The organism is Bacillus sp. NPDC077411 (assembly GCF_044543425.1).
In the GTDB taxonomy this organism is placed as follows: domain Bacteria; phylum Bacillota; class Bacilli; order Bacillales; family Bacillaceae_G; genus Bacillus_A; species Bacillus_A bruguierae.
Map to the genome: position 1 here is coordinate 1 of NZ_JBITWA010000008.1, position 18,624 is coordinate 18,624.

The 18,624-nt window shown below is 35.7% G+C and carries 20 protein-coding genes and 2 pseudogenes; 11 read left to right on the top strand and 11 right to left on the bottom strand.

Annotated elements, in window-relative coordinates:
- The 3 genes and pseudogenes from ACIGHG_RS12260 to sdaAB all read right to left on the bottom strand — a co-directional run.
- Positions 1-212, bottom strand: a pseudogene (locus ACIGHG_RS12260) (septum formation initiator); the annotation flags it as partial.
- 259 nt (positions 213-471) lie between these two features.
- Positions 472-1,362, bottom strand: coding sequence for an L-serine ammonia-lyase, iron-sulfur-dependent, subunit alpha (sdaAA, locus tag ACIGHG_RS12265; protein ID WP_396548634.1), 891 nt, complete (start codon positions 1,360-1,362; stop codon positions 472-474).
- Positions 1,363-1,383: 21 nt separating this feature from the next.
- Positions 1,384-2,082: an L-serine ammonia-lyase, iron-sulfur-dependent subunit beta gene (gene sdaAB / locus ACIGHG_RS12270; protein WP_336473851.1), complete on the bottom strand. Its 699-nt coding sequence runs from the start codon at positions 2,080-2,082 to the stop codon at positions 1,384-1,386.
- 898 nt (positions 2,083-2,980) lie between these two features.
- Between sdaAB and ACIGHG_RS12275 the strand changes: the two genes are divergently transcribed.
- A complete protein-coding gene (locus ACIGHG_RS12275; protein WP_396548637.1) occupies positions 2,981-3,850 on the top strand; it encodes an ABC transporter permease subunit in 870 nt (289 codons plus the stop codon).
- Positions 3,847-4,824 (top strand): ABC transporter permease, encoded by a 978-nt coding sequence (locus tag ACIGHG_RS12280; protein WP_336473849.1) that lies wholly within the window; start codon positions 3,847-3,849, stop codon positions 4,822-4,824. Before ACIGHG_RS12275 ends, ACIGHG_RS12280 begins: the two co-directional genes overlap by 4 nt.
- A gap of 168 nt (positions 4,825-4,992) precedes the next feature.
- On the opposite strand, the gene ACIGHG_RS12285 is transcribed toward ACIGHG_RS12280, so the two are convergent.
- The 7 genes and pseudogenes from ACIGHG_RS12285 to ACIGHG_RS12315 all read right to left on the bottom strand — a co-directional run bounded on the left by ACIGHG_RS12285 (position 4,993) and on the right by ACIGHG_RS12315 (position 11,162).
- Entirely contained in the window at positions 4,993-5,475 is a 483-nt protein-coding gene (locus ACIGHG_RS12285; protein WP_336473848.1) for a CcdC family protein, read from the bottom strand.
- Positions 5,476-5,488: 13 nt separating this feature from the next.
- On the bottom strand, positions 5,489-5,887 hold the full coding sequence (locus tag ACIGHG_RS12290; protein ID WP_396548639.1) for a DUF2871 domain-containing protein: 399 nt from the start codon (positions 5,885-5,887) through the stop codon (positions 5,489-5,491).
- Positions 5,888-5,944: 57 nt separating this feature from the next.
- Positions 5,945-6,316 (bottom strand): HsmA family protein, encoded by a 372-nt coding sequence (locus tag ACIGHG_RS12295; protein ID WP_090919997.1) that lies wholly within the window; start codon positions 6,314-6,316, stop codon positions 5,945-5,947.
- Positions 6,317-6,540: 224 nt separating this feature from the next.
- Complete coding sequence (locus ACIGHG_RS12300; protein ID WP_396548641.1) at positions 6,541-7,254, bottom strand: ABC transporter ATP-binding protein; 714 nt, start codon at positions 7,252-7,254, stop codon at positions 6,541-6,543.
- Positions 7,254-8,318, bottom strand: coding sequence for an ABC transporter permease (locus ACIGHG_RS12305; RefSeq protein WP_396548643.1), 1,065 nt, complete (start codon positions 8,316-8,318; stop codon positions 7,254-7,256). The genes ACIGHG_RS12300 and ACIGHG_RS12305 overlap by 1 nt, the downstream gene beginning before the upstream one ends.
- 424 nt (positions 8,319-8,742) lie before the next feature.
- A pseudogene (locus ACIGHG_RS12310) lies at positions 8,743-8,916 on the bottom strand (ATP-binding protein); the annotation flags it as partial.
- 38 nt (positions 8,917-8,954) lie between these two features.
- On the bottom strand, positions 8,955-11,162 hold the full coding sequence (locus tag ACIGHG_RS12315) for an MMPL family transporter (RefSeq protein ID WP_396548645.1): 2,208 nt from the start codon (positions 11,160-11,162) through the stop codon (positions 8,955-8,957).
- Between the two features lie 204 nt (positions 11,163-11,366).
- On the opposite strand from ACIGHG_RS12315, the gene cdr reads away from it, so the two are divergent.
- The 6 genes from cdr to ACIGHG_RS12345 all read left to right on the top strand — a co-directional run bounded on the left by cdr (position 11,367) and on the right by ACIGHG_RS12345 (position 15,221).
- Complete coding sequence (gene cdr / locus ACIGHG_RS12320) at positions 11,367-13,040, top strand: CoA-disulfide reductase (RefSeq protein WP_396548647.1); 1,674 nt, start codon at positions 11,367-11,369, stop codon at positions 13,038-13,040.
- A gap of 115 nt (positions 13,041-13,155) precedes the next feature.
- Entirely contained in the window at positions 13,156-13,419 is a 264-nt protein-coding gene (locus ACIGHG_RS12325) for a metal-sensitive transcriptional regulator (protein WP_336473843.1), read from the top strand.
- 292 nt (positions 13,420-13,711) lie between these two features.
- A complete protein-coding gene (locus ACIGHG_RS12330; RefSeq protein ID WP_336473842.1) occupies positions 13,712-13,939 on the top strand; it encodes a sulfurtransferase TusA family protein in 228 nt (75 codons plus the stop codon).
- 13 nt (positions 13,940-13,952) lie between these two features.
- Positions 13,953-14,321, top strand: coding sequence for a rhodanese-like domain-containing protein (locus ACIGHG_RS12335; protein WP_396548650.1), 369 nt, complete (start codon positions 13,953-13,955; stop codon positions 14,319-14,321).
- A 15-nt stretch (positions 14,322-14,336) separates the two neighbouring features.
- The gene (locus ACIGHG_RS12340; RefSeq protein ID WP_336473840.1) at positions 14,337-14,633 is read left to right on the top strand and encodes a rhodanese-like domain-containing protein; all 297 of its coding nucleotides are present in this window, start codon (positions 14,337-14,339) and stop codon (positions 14,631-14,633) included.
- Positions 14,634-14,741: 108 nt separating this feature from the next.
- Positions 14,742-15,221, top strand: coding sequence for a DsrE/DsrF/DrsH-like family protein (locus ACIGHG_RS12345; RefSeq protein WP_396548652.1), 480 nt, complete (start codon positions 14,742-14,744; stop codon positions 15,219-15,221).
- Here ACIGHG_RS12345 and ACIGHG_RS12350 read toward each other — a convergent pair.
- Complete coding sequence (locus ACIGHG_RS12350; protein WP_396548654.1) at positions 15,214-15,417, bottom strand: hypothetical protein; 204 nt, start codon at positions 15,415-15,417, stop codon at positions 15,214-15,216. The two genes, ACIGHG_RS12345 and ACIGHG_RS12350, sit on opposite strands and share 8 nt — an antisense overlap.
- Before the next feature lie 359 nt (positions 15,418-15,776).
- Between ACIGHG_RS12350 and ACIGHG_RS12355 the strand changes: the two genes are divergently transcribed.
- From ACIGHG_RS12355 to ACIGHG_RS12365, 3 genes are read left to right on the top strand one after another with little or no spacing between them, the layout of a single operon-like run.
- Positions 15,777-16,868, top strand: a complete 1,092-nt coding sequence (locus ACIGHG_RS12355) for an ABC transporter ATP-binding protein (RefSeq protein ID WP_396548656.1) — start codon at positions 15,777-15,779, stop codon at positions 16,866-16,868.
- On the top strand, positions 16,865-17,797 hold the full coding sequence (locus ACIGHG_RS12360; protein ID WP_336473837.1) for a carbohydrate ABC transporter permease: 933 nt from the start codon (positions 16,865-16,867) through the stop codon (positions 17,795-17,797). The genes ACIGHG_RS12355 and ACIGHG_RS12360 overlap by 4 nt, the downstream gene beginning before the upstream one ends.
- Entirely contained in the window at positions 17,794-18,612 is an 819-nt protein-coding gene (locus ACIGHG_RS12365; protein WP_336473836.1) for a carbohydrate ABC transporter permease, read from the top strand. The genes ACIGHG_RS12360 and ACIGHG_RS12365 overlap by 4 nt, the downstream gene beginning before the upstream one ends.
- The last annotated feature ends 12 nt before the right edge of the window (positions 18,613-18,624 follow it).

Below are 18,624 nucleotides of genomic sequence, written 5' to 3' on the forward strand. Positions count from 1 at the left end.
GCAAGTACGGTAATTAACAGTAATGATAATAAACCACCTGCACCTGCATTAATAGGTAAAAAGAGTACTCCTGCTCCAATTGCTGTTCCAAAAAGGCTCAATGCCCAGGTAGTATCCTGTTTATGCCACTTTTTAGGGTCTGGATATTTCTCATTTTTTACTGCAGTATTTTCAGCTTGAAATTCTATTGTTTTTGCAGTATTCCCATTCATATAATAATTCCTCCTTGTATCCTATTCTTACGTCCCTTTTTAAGGCTTAGGAATATAGACTATTCTTGAAAAATGAATTGCTTCCAAGGTGTGCCACATATTCGCTAGTCATCAACCTGATGGATTTGTTAGCGTTCACAAAACATTTTAATTGCATAGTAGTATATTTTAGTAATAATGGCTCTCAATATACAGGCATCCTTAGGAGAACAATAGAGAATAGGATTGTTAAGTATTTCACAATATTTCTGATAATTGTTTATCTATTTAATTGTTTCTCTCCAAAAATTTTACTTTTAATGGCAATCCCTGTAGGTGTGACCGCAACTCCGCCTAAACCTGTCTCTCTTAATTCGCGAGGCATCTGTCTTCCAACTCTATACATCGCTTCAATAACTTCGTCAGCATTGATGATATTGTTTACGCCGGCTAATGCGATGTCCGCTGCCGCTAAAGCATTTGCCGTTCCAATGGCGTTTCTCTTTACACAAGGAATTTCTACCAAACCAGCAACCGGATCACAAACTAAACCGAGTAAATTTTGTAATGCGGTTGAGAAAGCTTCAGAAGATTGCTGCGCTGTTCCTCCGGCAGCTTCTACCGCCGCTGCAGCCGCCATTGCTGAGGCACTGCCTACTTCAGCTTGACATCCTCCGTACGCTCCAGAAATACAAGCGTTATTTGCGACAATCGTTCCAAATAACGCTGAAGTGAATAGAAAATGGATCATATCTTCATGACTTAACTGTAACGTATCCTTTATACTAAATAGGACTCCCGGGATCGTCCCGCTCGCACCTGCTGTTGGAGTTGCACAAATAGCCCCTAATGAAGCATTTACTTCATTAACACCGATAGCACTTTGAATCCCTAACACCATCAAATCTCCAGAAAGAGTTTTTCCTTTTTCTCGATATTTTTTTATTTTAACAGCATCGCCTCCGGTTAAACCGGTCGGAGAAAATACCCCGTCGCCCTCAATACTTTTATTTATGGAATTTTCCATAGTTGCTAAATTTTTTTTCATTTTGCTCCAAACTTCTTCATAAGAAGTTTTAGTTTGTTCAATTTCCTGTCCGATTGCTAATTCATAAATTGGCTTTTGCTTTTTATTAGCTGCATCTACAATTTCTTTTATGGACATATACATATTTTTCACCCCTTAATGTAACTAAAGAATAATGATATTAGCTATACTGCTTAAACTTCTAAGTTCCTTCTGAGCATCACCAGGTAATAGCGAATCCAAAGCGAATGCGTATAAATATTTTCCGTTTTCTTCTAAACTATGAAAGTCGTTAATTTCCACATCATATTGTTTAAAGATCCTGCGTAAGACAAATTCAAAGTCAGCTCTTTCGGAAATCGTAATAATAACTGGCAATGGCCCCTGCAGATCTAAGCTAAATCCGTCAATTTCAACATGTTTGACTTCAATTAATCCGCCGCCGACCGAAATACCCATCGTTCTAATACTTCGACTTTCATCCTCTAAATACAGATCTGCCGTATTTGGATGACCAGCAGGACTATCACCTGCTTTTTCAATAAAGGTAATGTCCATTCCTTTAGATTCTGCTATTTTAATAGCATCTGGCACTCTGCTGTCATCGGTAGCAAATCCTAATATCCCAGCAATAATTGCAAAATCAGTTCCGTGTCCTTTATGGGTTTCAGCAAATGATTCATAATACTTTACCACGACTTTTTTTGGAAGACCTTGAAATAATTTATTGGCAACTGCTCCAATAGCTAAAGCACCTGCAGTATGTGAACTTGAAGGACCTATCATTACCGGTCCAATCACATCAAAACAACTTTTGTATTTAACAACTTTTTTTTCTTTAATAGATGCTACATTCATGTTCATATAAGCACCCCCATAATTTATTATTTTTAATTACAGTTGAATCTAAGTTATTAGAATGACCAATTTAACATATGCTCCATCTGATAGCGCTTTCATTTTTATGTGAAATAAATTTTCCTTCTGATCGTACACCTTTTGTAAAGTAATCGTATCAGTATGTCCAATTTTAGAAGATTACTTGCAAGGTCTTTAGAATTTTTGCGCCATAACCAGGTTTGATATTTTCTCCGGAGGTAATAGATTATCTCTCGACGCCCTCATTATAACTTGTATATTTATGAATTTAATATTTTTTTGTTTTTAGAAAGATTGAATAAACAGAATCTTGAATAGATAATAAATTACACTTGGCATGTAGCAATTGTGTCCATTGTTTGAAGCTGTATTAGTTAGTAGAAAAGCAAAAATAATACAGAGTTCTTTTGATTAACACATTGATTATATTGGAAAATTATTATAAAGATACTTATATTTTGCTTTGTAGAAACATCTTATTTTAGACGTGAAATCTGTTATAATAAATGATTAATGTAGATGGAAAGGAATAAATTAAGGAAATATAAGATCCTTTTTGAATTTTTATTATTTATATCGCGTTTATATACATTTTTCAGAAAAAAGGAACTTCTTTTTTATAAATCTTGGACATACATCTCGCTGCCTTTCTTTGTTTTCAAACTTTGCACGTAGCAGGAAAAGGCCCTGACCGCTACTATACATAACCAGTCCCTCTCGATCACTTAAAAAATGCTTTTCTATCGGTTTTTCATAGAGTGACTGAGTAGTTACGGTATATTTAATTTTGTGTATCTTGATTTTATTGAATATTCAGTTAAATATTGGTAGAATTTATATAGTAATTTTTGGAAGGGTAAGATATATAGGAGGGGCGGGGAGTATGAAAACAATCACAATCCTAAAAATAACCACGGCGATTATGCAACTCATTCTAGCTGTAGCTGGTATTCTTTGTTTGAGTTCACTACCGAGTTTGTTTAAAGGAATGGAAATTGATATAAGTAATTATTTCAAAGCTCTTGGGGATTTATGTAAAAAGCTATTAGATTTTTCTCATTTGACGTATGGGAAAGGTTTACGGCCGATATTTCCGCAAATTTTTGAGTTTTATTGGCAGTCTTTGTGGTTATTTATGCTGGCACTTTTCATTTCGGTTGTATGTGCTTTTTGTTTTACCTATCTGATTATTCGCTTTTTCTATGAGAAATTGAAAAGAATGAAGTTTGTGTTAGTTATATTAGAATCAGTACCTGATTTGTTCATTATTATGTGTTTTCAAATTTTGGTGCTGTGGTTATTTCAAAAAACGGATATTATGGTGTTTAATATTGCCACTACATGGCAGAAGAAGTCCATTTTGATGCCTGTTGTTTGTTTAAGTATTCCCCCCACGATTATGTTAACTCGTATTTTCCTGCTGCAAGTAGAAGCAGAGCTACAAAAAGATTATATTGCGTATGCTCATGCGAAAGGTTTGAATTTCTATCACATATTTCGTCATCATGTGCTCCGCAATGTGTTGTTTACGATGTTCCATTATTCAAAGACGATTGTATGGTTTATGTTTTCTAATCTGTTGATGATTGAATCTTTGTTTAATGTTCCTGGTATTGTGTATTTTGTTTTGAAATATCCGTTTCCAGAAGTGTTCGTTGTGACACTTTTATTGTTATACATTCCGTTTTTCATTATTTACAAAGCGTACGATTTATTTGTACCTGCTGTTATGAGAGGAGAGGAGTGTAGGTGATCAAACATCTTGTACGAGAAAAGCAATTTTTGTTTAGTTTCTTGTTTTTAATCATACTGTTACTTGCTAGTATTGCGAATACGATCTTCAATGATGGGCAAATTAGGCAAGTGACGGCCCTTTATGAGAACGGGAACCTGATTGGAGCGCCGCCATTTCCCCCATCTACTCATTTTTTGCTAGGTACTGATATGCATGGATATGATTTACTTCATGTCATTATACAAGGTGCAAAGTTTACCATTGGTTTATCGGCTTGTATTGCCATGCTTCAGGTCGGATTTGCAATTGTGTTTGGCGTCGGAATCGGTACGTTTCTGAAAAGCTGGAGCAGTAAGATTGAAGCGTTTTTTGATAGTTTTACGATTATGCCGCTGACGATTATAGCGTACTTCTTGCTAGTAAATGTGATGTCGATGCCGATAGATGGATTTCAGCAGCCGTTTTATCAACGTGCTCTTTTTGAAATGTTTATTCTTACCATTCTTGCACTTCCTACAACGTCTTTTTATGTAGCGAACGAAGTAAAAAAACTATTCACAACAGAGTTTGTGGAAGCTGCTTCTGTATTAGGCGGATCAAAATTTCATATTTTACGTAAACATATATTCCCGCAGCTTCGCTCTACATTAGTCATCTTATTAGTTCAGCAATTCAATAAAGTTCTTCTCGTTTTGGCGCATTTAGGAGTATTGAAGATGTTCTTTGGCGGAACAGTTATTGATCACAGTCCTGCAAAAGAACCGCCGCGAACGTTATCATTTGAATGGTCTGGGTTAATTGGAGATACGTTTCATATGCTTTCTGTTCACCCTTGGATTGCTCTCGTTCCAATTGTCTTTTTCTCTTTAACAGTCGTTGCTGCTAATTTGATGTTAGTAGGATTACAAAATGCACTTGAAAAATCAAGTGCTTCAAAAGTGCAGAAAGTAGCATATGATCTAGTGGAAGAAAAACAGACTTCTAATTTTTGAGACTGATATAAGTCGTTGCTACTCGCTTTCTCCCTTTGTTTTAAACTTTGCACGTGGCAGAAAAAGGTCCTGACCGCTTCTATGCAAGGCCAGCTGCTCTCGCCCATTTAAAAAAAGTAAGGTTTTTAATAAAAAAAGCCCGATACAATATCGGGCTTTTTTATATGATTAAATACTCTTGCTTATAAAGTTCATTTCTTTTTGTAATTTCATAAACGAACGGTACATGCCAATTCTCCAAGAGACGATCATCGCAAAGGCAAGTAAGAAGAACATACCACTTAATTGTCCTAAATCAATTGATTGACTTAAATATTCTTTCATACCGATGCGGACAGCAAGTAAACCGACTAAAATAAAGATAAACGCTTTAGAAGGTATTAAAAAGATGTCTTTTCCGCGTATTTCAAATTTTGATGTTTTAATAAGAAAAATAGAGAAAAATAAACCAACGATAACTGCTTCTATAATTTCAGTTGATGTTAAGCGAAATTCTGGCAAGATGTACATACATGCTCCCGTACTCATAAAAAATGGCGGGAGTATAATTTTTTTCAGTGTTACAGGTTTCTTTGCTGATTTTAAGCGAAGGAACATCATTCCAACAGCCATACAAAGAGCAACAATACTCGATAGAACAGCTAAGTTCATGTTTGACCTCCTTTTATCCTTTGAACGATTTTTTTAATAGAATCATAAACCAAACGAGAGCGATACCAATGATCGTATGAGACATTCCAGCAATATGACTTAATCCTTTAAAATCAGTTCCATTGAGTTGAAGAAGTCCGCGGGTCGCCATTGAACCAACTGTTAAAACTAATCCTAAATTATAGACGATGAACCACATGTTAAAACTTTTTGCCTCATGGACTGCAAATAATTTCGATAGAGCTAAGGCAAGTAAGAAGAATATAAATCCAAGAACTAGCACATGTGTGTGCAACTTGTATAGCGAAGTCGTACCTTGAATTCCTTGCGCTTTTGAATATTCTCTCGCGAATACACCTGATAATAGGCCAATAATTAAATAAGTGAATGCTGCATTATATAACTTTTTCATCATATACCTCCTAGGTAGCATTAGCAATGTTTATTTTTGGATAGTAGGCTGCGATTATTAGTGGTTTGTCATTCCGTATATAAGACCAGAAATATATGGGATCAGCCAAATGAACCAGACGATAACACTTAGCTTGTGGAATGTTGTCATCATTTTTGTATCTTTTTTGATTAATACAATTGTTGCCCAAACAGCATGGAATAACATTAGTAAAATTGCTGCTAGACCTGTGATTCCGTGGAAACTGAACAGGGAACCTGCTTCTGCCATTTTTTCCATTAATGTCGTTCCGAGTGTATCACAGACGAGGCCGAGCCAAAAAATGACGACATGCCAAGGTTTTAATGTCTTTTGGAATTTTTCACTCCATACGCCAATTGTATAAAAAATGAGTGCAGCTGTAATACATGTAATAGCAGATGCCAACACGTTCATCATTCCTTTCTAACTGTCATGTTCCTTATATAAATCATGTTACATGGGAATTATGAATAGAATATGAACGCAATATTACATATGAAATTGGCGTCATTATTATATTTAAATTGTATTATGTTGTAAACAAAAAATGAAGAGGTACTTGTGAATAAAGAAAAAACTTTCTTATTCCCTATGTAAATAGGGATAAGAAAGTTTTTTTAGACTACTATTGTTTACAATTCGTTTTCTCGTAATAATTTTCCGTCGCGAAGTGTTAAAATTCGATCGCATACATCAAGCATTTTTTCATCGTGTGTAATCATAATCGCTGCTTTTTTATTTTTCTTTACTTCTTGTTTCATTAATTCAACGACTTCTCTTGCACGTTTTGAATCAAGGCTAGCAGTCGGCTCGTCTGCTAAAATTAAGTCTGGATTATTCATAAACGCACGAGCGATAGCTACACGTTGTTTTTCTCCGCCTGAAAGTTGATTTGGATAATGATTCATTCGATGTCCTAATCCGAATGTTTTCAGTAATTGTTCCGCAAACTTACTAGCTTCTTTTTTATCTTCTCCCTTTAACTTAGCGATATATAGAAGTTGTTCTTTTACCGTTAAGAAAGGTACGAGATTTGCGAATTGAAATATAAATCCGATTTTTCGTAAGCGAATATCTGTCATTTCCTTTTCTGATAAGCTTGTTATGTTTTGATCAGAAATATAAATGTTTCCTTTTGAAGGAGAGAGAAGTGCACCTGCAATGGAAAGCAATGTACTTTTTCCTGAACCAGATGGGCCAACAATACCGATAAATTCGCCCTCTTTTACATCTAACGTAATAGGGTGCAGGGCAGTTACTTCCGTTTCTCCTTCGCCATATACTTTGCTTACTTGATCGAGCTTCAATAATGACGCTGGGTTATCCCATTGTACTTCCGTTACCATTACATGCCACCTCCGATTGCTTCTAATGCATCTACTTTTAATACTTGATATAGAGAAATGAGTGTACCGAATATACTAATTAAGATAAAGATACCTGTGTATTGCAGGATTGTTGTTGTTGTTAATAAGAACGGCATACTAGCTGGTAAAATAGCCTCCACCGCAAAGATTAAGCCAATGCCGATAATAAGAGCAACGCCAGATAAGAATATAGATTGTACAACTAAAGTATTTGCTAAATATGAGTTTTTCGTTCCGATTGCTTTTAATACACCTAATTGATGTGTTTTTTGTAATGTAATGACATAGAAGAAAACACCAATTAACAATGCTGAAATGACAAGTAAAAACGCGATAATCATCGTTAATGTTCCTTGTTCTTCTTTATAACCTGGAATACTTTGTAGTACTTCTTTTTTATCAACAACTTTTGCGTTATCAATTTTTTTATCAGTATTTAGAGCAATTACACTGTAATCTTTTTGATTTGGCAGTGCAATAGCGTCCCATACATTTTCATTCATGTGAATAACTGGTGTGTGACTAAACATTTGATTTTGCGAGAATCCGACAACTTTGAAAGCTTTTTTAGAAATAGGATCTACTAGTTCATCTCCAAGTTTGATTCCTTTTTCTTTAATTGATTCATCAGCGACAACTTCATTGTTTTCTAACGTCCCATTTTTTCCTTCAATTACTTTTGGAGCAATGAATGAATCTTGTTTGCTTGAGAAAATAGCAACATCAACTTTATTTGAAGTTCCTTCTTTTTCAAAGGTTGACACTTTAATGTGCATTGGAACTGCATCTTTTGCATCAACTTGTGCTAATACTTTATCTACATCTTCTTTCTTAATTTGAGAGCGTAGCAATTTACCATCTGCATCATCTGATAATATAAATTTGTTTGCTTTCATTTCGATAATAGAAGAGGCATTATCATGAGATAAACCATTTGCTAGACCTGATATGATAAGTACAAGAAATGATAATAACATCATGATTGTACCGATTAATCCGTAACGTAATTTCGATTGTTTTAATTCTTTAAGTGCTAAAAACATTAGGCTCGTTCCTCCTTGTTTCGTTCTATGTTCTTATCATAAAGAGGAAATATGAACGGAATATGAACAGAAGGTTACAAAAGACGAGTTTGTAATGTATATATAAATGCAAATTGAAAAACCAACATAAAAACCACTTTTTTTTAGATGGGCGAGAGCGTCTGGCCATGCTTGGAGCGGTCAGGGCTCTTTTTTGCCACGGGTAATGTTAAAACAAAGCGAGCAAACAAGTAGCACATCACTTTTTATGATTCATAGCAACGACTTATCTGTTGAAAAATTAATATGGACTTATATAGAAGCGATCAGGGCCTTTTTCTGCCACATGCCAGGGCATTGGAAAAGGTCATTAAAAGAGAAAAAGAAGATAACTCTCTATTATATAGAGCATTATCTTCTTTTTTATTTCTGTATATTGTGCAGGTTATTTTGCCGCTTCTTGTTTCGGAAGGTAAATAGAAAATGTCGTGCCTTTTCCAAGTTCACTATCGACAGTTATTGTTCCGCTGTGGAAATCAACGACTTTTTGTACAATCGAAAGACCTAATCCGCTTCCGTTTACATTTCTGTTTCGGGCAGTATCGACTTTATGAAAACGAAAAGTGTGCCAGGTCGCACACTTTTCGTTTTGAACAATTATTTTAAATCCGTTGGAAGTGAAGAAATATGCTTGGAACGGCTTGGTTTGAAAAAAATCAAAATCGAAGGGAGCAGCATACCGCGAACAAGGAACGTATCAATTAAAATCCCCATTGTCATTGTTAAACCAAACAGAAAGAGTTCTTGGAGTGGTTGTGTAATGAGCACGCAGAATGTAGCTGCGAGTATAATACCAGCTGAGGAAATGACGCCCCCTGTTAAAGCAACACCACGTGCCACAGCTTCTTTCCATTCATATTTTTGAGCCTCTTCTTTGATTCGGGATACGAGCATAATATTGTAGTCGACCCCTAATGCAATGAGAAACATAAAGGTGTAGACAGGGAGACGATAGCTAATTGAGTCGTATCCTAAAATATAATGAAAGATTATCCAACCTAGCCCTAGCGTCGCTGAATAAGAAAGTAGCATTGTTATCATCATTGTTAACGCTATAATGATAGATCGTGATTGGTATGTCAGCATAATAAGAATAAAAAGGGAAATGAGCGAGAACGTCACAATTGTATCTTTTTGGTTTAAAGATTGCACATCTAATTGCTGCGGGGTTTGCCCGCTATAATGCAAGGAATATTGCTGGGAATCAAAGCCGCTCTTCGTTAACAAACTGTTACTGTTTTCTCGCAGTGCACGGATTATATTTAAAGCTGCTTGATCATAAGGGTTGTCTTGTAAAGTCAATTGCAGCTTGATTGCACGTTTTTCATCCGATAAGAAATTTTTTGGTAAGTTCGAATTGGGTGCCGCTAATCCTGAGGTGATTTCCGGTGTGACGGTGTTTATCCCATCTAGTTTTTTAATTGCGTTTGATAATGAAGCTAATTTATCAAGAAAGGATTGGTCTAATACAATTTCCTTGTCTGATTTTAAAATGACAGTTACAGGTGCTAGTTGTCCTGGTGGAAAGTTTTCTTCTAAAATTTCAAAACCTTGCCGCGATGAAATGTCATTCGGAAATGACTTCATTAAATTAAATGAATATTTCATAGATCCAACATTCAGCGAGGCAAGAATGAGCATAATGAACAATATAACTGCTGTGATGGAAGGTTTTTTCTTTACAAAAGTGCCTACATTTGTCCAGAATCCGCCCAGCTTTTCTTCTTTTTCAGCTAGTTTTGGAATGAAAGGCCAAAATGCTTTTCGGCCTACTAGTGCAAATAGAGCTGGAATGAGTGTAATGCCTCCAAGAAGAATGAACACCATGGCAACTGAAAATACTGGGGCAAAGTGATGATACGGTTTAAAAACAGCAAAGAACAATGTAAGCATCGCGACCAGCACTGTTCCGCCGCTGAATAGAATAGGTTCCATTACTTGCGTTAATGCGGTTTGCATCGCATCGTACTTCGAATTCACCTTTTTTAACTCTTCTTTATAACGAGCTAAGATGAATAAACAATAATCCGTCAAAACTGCAAAGAGTAGAATCATCATAATGGAAAGAGCTTGTTTCTCGACAACGAACCATCCATTTTGGCCTGCTAATCCTAAAATGCGATCGACTACTTGATATACGATACCGGCAATGATTAATGGAATGACAGCGAGCAATGGGGAGCGATAAATGATGATTAATATAATGAGAATTAATCCTATTGTTGCAAACATTAATACGAAGTCAGCATTTTTGAACAGCGTAATTGTATCTGCTGCAATTCCAGCTGGACCTGTGATCTCAAGCTTTAAGTCTCCGATATCCATTTGTTTTACATGTTTTCGAATTTGCTCTAATGTCTCATAAATTTGATCTGATTCTAAATCTTTTGTCAGGGCAACATTTAAAAGAATGGTTGTATTATCTTTGGACAACATTTTATCTTGTGTGGCTTTGGGGAGTTGGTGAAATGGTAAGGCACTTGCGACATTTTTCGGTTTATCATCTGAGGAAAGCCATTTGCTAATTCCTGAGATTTTTGCGCGCTCGGCCTCAGTGATTGCGTCTTTTCCATGAAAAACAAGTAAGGCGACTGCTCCATCTTTGGATGGAAATTGATCGTCCAATATCTTTTGGGCTACAGCAGACGGTGTATCCTCATGTATGCTTCCTTCACCGCTGCTTGTTGCGTACTTTTTGGCTGATGGTGCGATGAAACTTAAAACACCAATAGCAAGAACCCAAGCGATTAAAACGATTTTGGCACCCTTAGGACTACTTATGAAGCGAGCAAGTTTATGGATCACATATATAACCTCCTCTTATTATCTTCAAGAAGATTTTAAAATAAGAATATGAACGGAATATGAACGGAATGTTACGAAAGTTTAGATTATTTATTCGTTTCGATTTTGTGAACAAATAGAGATATTAAGTTTAAAATGTTGCGCTATTGTTTTCTTTATGTTTATTATATACCTATACGGGTATAAGTAAGGAGGAGAAAAAGAATGAGTAGAAAAATTGTTGTAGTTGGCGGAGTTGCTGGCGGAGCATCAGTTGCAGCACGTTTACGTCGTTTAAGTGAAGATGATGAAATTATTATGTTTGAGCGCGGAGAGTATATTTCGTTTGCAAACTGCGGACTGCCATATTATATTGGCGGAGTTATTCAAGAAAGACAAAAGTTGTTAGTGCAAACAGTAGAGAAAATGTCCAAGCGCTTTAACTTAGATATTCGCATTTTAAGTGAAGTAATAAAAATTAATAAAGAAGAAAAAACAATCGTGGTGAAAAGTGTAGTTACCAATGAAACTTACGAAGAATCTTATGATGTTTTAATTCTTTCACCAGGTTCTAAGCCGATGGTTCCACCAATTCCAGGAATTGAAGCAGCGAAAGCGTTATTTACATTACGAAATGTACCGGATACAGATCGTATAAAAGGATATATTGATGAAAATAAACCACGTCATGCGACTGTAATTGGCGGAGGCTTTATCGGCGTTGAAATGGCTGAGAACTTGAGAGAAAGAGGCCTTGATGTAACACTTGTGGAAATGAACAATCAAGTCATGCCGCCGATTGATTATGAAATGGCTGCATATGTACATGAGCATATGACAAAACATGGCGTTCAGCTCATTTTAGAAGATGGGGTAGAAGCTTTTGAAGAAGAAGGAACGGTTATTCGTCTGAAAAGCGGTACAAAAATTCATACAGATATGATCATTCTTTCTATCGGTGTACAACCTGAAAGCAGCTTGGCAAAAGAGGCAGGATTGGAACTAGGAGTTCGAAATACGATTAAAGTAAATGAAACGCTGCAAACTTCTGATCCATCTATATATGCGATTGGAGATGCGATTGAAGTAAAAGATTTTGTGACGGAAACAGAAACAATGATTCCACTTGCATCACCGGCAAATCGTCAAGGTCGTCTATTAGCAGATATTATTCATGGCCATGCAGATTCTATATATAAAGGAACGATGGGTACATCCATTGCAAAAGTGTTTGAGTTAACAGTCGCTTCAACAGGGGTGAATGAAAAAGTATTACAACGTTTAGATTTGCCCTATGAGGTAGTTCACGTACAAGCAAACTCTCATGCGGGGTATTATCCGAACGCGTATCCGGTTTTATTAAAGCTCATCTTTAATAAAGAAACAGGAGAAATTTACGGAGCGCAAGCCGTAGGTCAGGTTGGTGTAGACAAACGAATCGATGTCATTGCAACTGCAATGAAAGGAAAATTGAAGGTAATGGATTTACCTGATTTAGAATTGTCATACGCTCCGCCGTATTCTTCTGCTAAAGATCCTGTAAATATGGTGGGGTATGTTGCAAGCAATATTATTGAAGGACTTGTTGATATAGTAGGGTGGCATGAAATTGATCATATCGTTGAAAAAGGCGGGTATTTAATTGATGTCCGAGAACCGCATGAATTAAAACAAGGAATTATAAAAGGATCTGTAAATATTCCATTAGATGAATTGCGTGATCGATTACATGAGATTCCAACAGATCAAGAAATTTATATTACGTGTCAACTAGGTATGAGAGGGTATGTAGCGGCACGTATTTTAATGGAAAACGGGTATGAAGTAAAAAATGTCGACGGTGGGTTTAAACTATATAGGGCGGTGCTACCAAACCACGTTGCGCATGAATATGAATAACGTCCTGTCAATTTTGATAGGGCGTTATTACAAAAATTAAAAAGAGGTTTACAAAATACCAAGCAGGGTATAATCTTTAACATAAAATAAGTGAAAGCATGGAGGTGCTCATACATTGGAATATGGTCAAGATATGAAAAATCGTTTGAAGCGAATTGAAGGACAAATTCGCGGTGTACTTCGCATGATGGAAGAGGGAAAAGATTGTAAAGAAGTAATTACACAATTGACGGCATCGCGCTCTGCGATGGATCGTACGGTTGGATTAATTGTCGGAACGAACTTAGAAAAATGCCTTCGCGAACAATTTGAAAAAGGCGATACGTCTAATGAAGATGTAATTAAAGAGGCTGTACAATTACTTGTAAAAAGTAGATAATCTGTCAATTTTTTGGCAGATTTTAAAAACGATTTTCATATACCCATACAGGTATATGTATGTAGAGCTAACCTCTATGCAATACATGAATAAATTTTAGTTATTTTTTATCCCGCATTAATGGACAGTAAGACCTCCACCTCAAGATTGGAAGAGAATCGAAGAAGATAGGTGGGGAATAACTGTCCGTAAAAGCCCGATTGGTTCAACTAATAATCAGTGGGGGATGAGGAAAACCCCCACTGATTAAAGTTTCACTTTATTATGAAACATACTATTGGAGGTATATAAAATGAATGGAAAACAAGTATTAGACGTAAAAGGATTAGCATGCCCAATGCCAATTGTAAGAACAAAAAAAGCGATGGATGCTTTGCAAACTGGAGAAGTGCTAGAAGTTCATTTAACAGATAAAGGTGCGATAAAAGATATTCCAGCATGGGCACAAACAGGTGGACATGAAGTATTACAACATGTTGAAGAAGATGGGGTTTTGAAGTTTTGGATTCAAAAAGCGTAAGAACATGGAGGGCATGGATATGAATGTAGTATGGAACAGCGTTTTGATTGCATTGATTTCTTTGTTTATTATTTCTCGTTTGTTACCTGTTAAGGGAGTAAAAAATATAAGCGGGAAAGAACTAAAAGACGAAATAAAGAAAAAGAATAAGCAATTGATTGATGTTCGTACACCAGGAGAATTTAGAGGCAACCATATCCAAAGTTTTCGAAATATGCCACTAAATGAACTCGTACAACAAGCAAGTAGTTTAGATAAAAGTAAAGAAGTAATCGTCATTTGTCAGAGTGGAATGAGAAGTAAACAAGCAACAAAAATTTTAAAGAAAATGGGATTTAAACATATTGTAAATGTTTCAGGTGGTATGAACGCTTGGAGTTAAGGAGGATGTAGGAAAATGAAAGAAATGACTGCGAAAGAATTAGAACATAAACTCATGAGTAATGAAGCTGTAAATATTATTGATGTACGTGAGGTAGAAGAAGTTGCAGAAGGGAAAATTCCAAAAGCACTTCATATTCCACTTCGTTTATTAGAGTTTCGTATGCATGAGTTAGATAAAAATAAAGAGTATGTAATTGTATGTCATTCTGGTGGGAGAAGCTCACGAGCGGTTCAGTTTTTAGAAAGCTATGGTTTCCAAGTGATCAATATGAACGGCGGCATGTTAGCTTGGGAAGGGGAAACAGAGTAACTGTTAAATAGATGAACAAAAGGTACAAAGTCCTTTCATTTGCGAAAGGACTTTGTACGGATTTTTAAATTACCTATACGGGTATGTGTAGTGACGGGAGGAGTCAATATGGAACAAAAGAAAAAAACAACAATTGTGTTGTTTAGCGGGGATTATGATAAAGCGATGGCAGCGTATATTATCGCAAATGGTGCAGCAGCGTATGATCAAGAAGTAACGATTTTTCATACATTTTGGGGATTGAATGCGCTTCGTAAAGATGAAAATGTAAAAACAAAGAAACCATTTTTAGAGAAAATGTTTGGAAAGATGATGCCGCGCGGTGCAGATAAGATGGGATTATCGAAAATGAATTTTGTTGGTATGGGACCAAAAATGATTAAGAACGTGATGAAAAAACATAACGCAATACCATTGCCAGATTTAATTGATCTGGCGAAAAAACAAGGAGTGAAACTTGTCGCTTGCCAAATGACAGTGGACTTGTTAGGACTAAAAGAAGAAGAGATTATGGGAAATGTCGAATTTGCAGGAGTTGCAACGTATTTAGCGGATGCGTCTGAAGGAAATGTAAACTTGTTTATTTAAATTCAATTCCTTTTAAACTTTTAACAAGTATTGGTGTGGCATAGGGGGGAAGAGTGAACATAAGCGCCCTGCCTTTAAGTTTACTTGTTTCGTCAATTGGAGCGAATGTCGGGAAAAAATGTGGATGGATATGCTGTTGTAATATACCTATTTTGCTTTTGGAGAAGAATTTCCGTTCACGGAATTTCTTTTTCAAAAGCTTTTTTTATGAAGAGGAAATTCCAATAATGATAGATTGTCCTTGAATAGTAAATTATTTACTTTAATTTCACATATGGTTAAAAATCCCTTAATAATTAAAGGTTATAGTAAAAATATCAAAAGGAAACAAACTTCGATAAAAAAATAATACTTGTGAGAATGTATGGGCAGAGATACTTTGAGAACACCCGCTTGCATAGAATAGTGCCATTCACAATCAATAAGAGATCATAAAAGGTGTCTATGTATTGTGCGTGAATGATGACCTATATATGTAAGTAGGTGTTATTTATTTTTGTGAAAATAGACTGATTTTTCGCTCTTTAATATTTGGGAATAAGAGAGGATTATAACATGATTACTTTGCGAAACGTATGTAAAACATATGAAAACTCAAATCAAAAAGCAGTACAAGATGTTTCTGTTCAGATTCAAAAAGGAGAGTTTTTTGTTCTAGTAGGCCCTTCAGGATGTGGGAAAAGTACATTACTTCGAATGATTGCTGGGTTAGAAAATATTTCATCAGGCCATCTTTTAATCGATGAAATTGTTTCAAATGACTTGCAGCCGAAAGAGCGTCACTTATCAATGGTGTTTCAAAACTATGCTTTATATCCGCATCTTACAGTAGAAGAAAATATTTTATTTGGCTTAAAGGTACGAAAAATAGAGAAAGCGGAACAGAGAAAACGTTTAATTGAAGCGGCTGAACTAGTTGGATTAACTTCATATTTAAAGGCGAAACCGAGAGAATTATCAGGAGGACAGCGTCAGCGTGTAGCACTCGCGCGGGCAATTGTCAGTCAAGCACCGATCTGTCTTATGGATGAACCGTTATCTAACCTTGACGCAAAACTGAGGGCACAAATGCGCATGGAAATTCGAGATATTCAACAGCGTCTTGGCATTACAATGATTTATGTAACACATGATCAAATCGAAGCGATGACAATGGGAGATCGTATGATGGTATTAAATAATGGCGAAATCCAACAAGTAGGGACACCGCTTGATATATATAACGAGCCAAAAAATGAGTTTGTTGCTACTTTTATTGGTTCTCCCTCTATGAATGTTGCTAATTGTCAAATTGATATGACGCAAAATACTGCTCATGTAGGATCTTTACGTATTCCGCTTATAGATTCGTTAGTTAGTCAATTGCAGCATACAGATGTACGTATCGGTATAAGGCCCGAATATATTAGTATTGGCGAGCAGGGGCAGCCTGTTATTGTACAATCTGTTGAAGTATTAGGAAACGAATCAATTGTTAACTTTCTAGTAGACAATCACATGTGGAGTGCTAAAGTGACTGGACAATTGAAGTGTAAACGAGATGAAATTGTACATGTACAGTTTCAAGTAGATAAGCTGCACTTCTTTGAACAATCTACATTAGAATCATTATTATTTCATAGTGAGCAAGGGGTGGCTATAACATGATAGATGCGACGAAATCTTTAACAAAGCAGCAAAGTATAAGAAAACTGAATGTATGGAATCGAACATCAGATTTACGTATAGCTTTTCTATTTTTGACTCCATCACTTATTTTATTTTCGGTATTTTTGTTTTACCCGTTGATTAAAACGCTATTTTATAGCTTTCATTTAACGAACGCCCAGGGTGAAGCAAGTGTCTTTGTAGGTCTAGAAAACTATCAATATTTATTAACGGATCCTTCTTTTTATCAAAGTATAAAATCAACGTGTTTATTTACTTTATATACTGTTCCGGCTAGCATATGCATTTCTTTATTTCTAGCATTGCTAGCGAATGAAAAGTTACGAGGGATTGGCGTTTTCCGTGTACTTTTTTCTTCCACAATGGGAATTTCTGTGGCCGCAAGTGCGGTGATTTGGTTATTTTTATTTCATCCAAGTGTTGGTGTATTTAATAATATACTAGGTATTCTTCATCTACCTACAATTGAATGGTTAATAAGCCAAAAATGGGCATTAATCTCGGTATCTATTCCAACGATTTGGATGAATATTGGCTTTTCATTTTTAGTAATTCTAGGAGGCTTGCAAAATATTGATACGACACTTTATGAAAGTGCATCAATTGATGGTGCATCTTACTTTTATAAGCTTCGTAAAGTGACATTGCCCATGTTATCACCAACTTTATTCTTTATAGCAACTGTTACGCTTATCAATGCAGTTCAAAGCTTTGGACAAATCGATATTTTAACAAAGGGTGGTCCAAACAATGCAACGAATTTAATTGTTTATTCAATTTATAAAGAAGCATTTGTGAATTACCAGTTTGGTACGGCAAGCGCTCAAGCTATCGTGTTGTTTATTTTTATCTTTATTGCAACAATACTTCAGTTTAAATTTACGGAAAGAAAGGTGCATTACCAATGAGTTACACATGGAGACGGAAAGTATTGTTATACATATTACTTTTTCTTAGTGCAATACTTGTATTCTTTCCAGTGTTATATGCAGTTTCAATCGGATTTATGACACCTGATGATATCCAAATGCGTCATCTTTTTCCAACGAATTTCACTTTTAATAATTTTGTTCATATTTTTGAGAAAGTACCATTGCTTTTATATTTGAGAAATAGTTTTATCGTTTCAACAACTGTTATGATCGGACAACTTATTGTATCTAGTTTAGCAGCATACGCGTTTGTGTTTTTACGATTTAAAGGAAGGAATGCAATTTTTTTCTTATTTATCTCAACGATGCTTATTCCATGGGAAGCAACAATGATTCCAAATTTCTTATTGGTTCAGCAATTTGGATGGACAAATACTTTGATGGGGTTAACAGTACCATTTTTTGCAATGGCTTTTGGAATTTTCTTATTAAGACAACATTTCCTTACAATTCCGCATGAGCTTCGGGAAGCGTCATTAATTGAAGGTGTTGGTCATTTTGGATTCCTTTTTAAAGTAGTCGTTCCGTATTGTAAAACGAGCTTTATTACGTTAGGGGTGTACGGATTTTTAACAACTTGGAACATGTATTTGTGGCCACTTCTCGTAACGAATGATGCAACAGCTCGTACAGTACAAATTGGGATTAAACAATTGCAGACACAAGAAGTAGCAAATGATTGGGGAGGTGTTATGGCTGGCATTACAATTGTGATTCTTCCAACATTGATATTGTTATTTTTAGGCCAAAAACAATTACAACAAGGATTGGCAAAAGGTGCGATTAAATAATGTTAAAAAAAT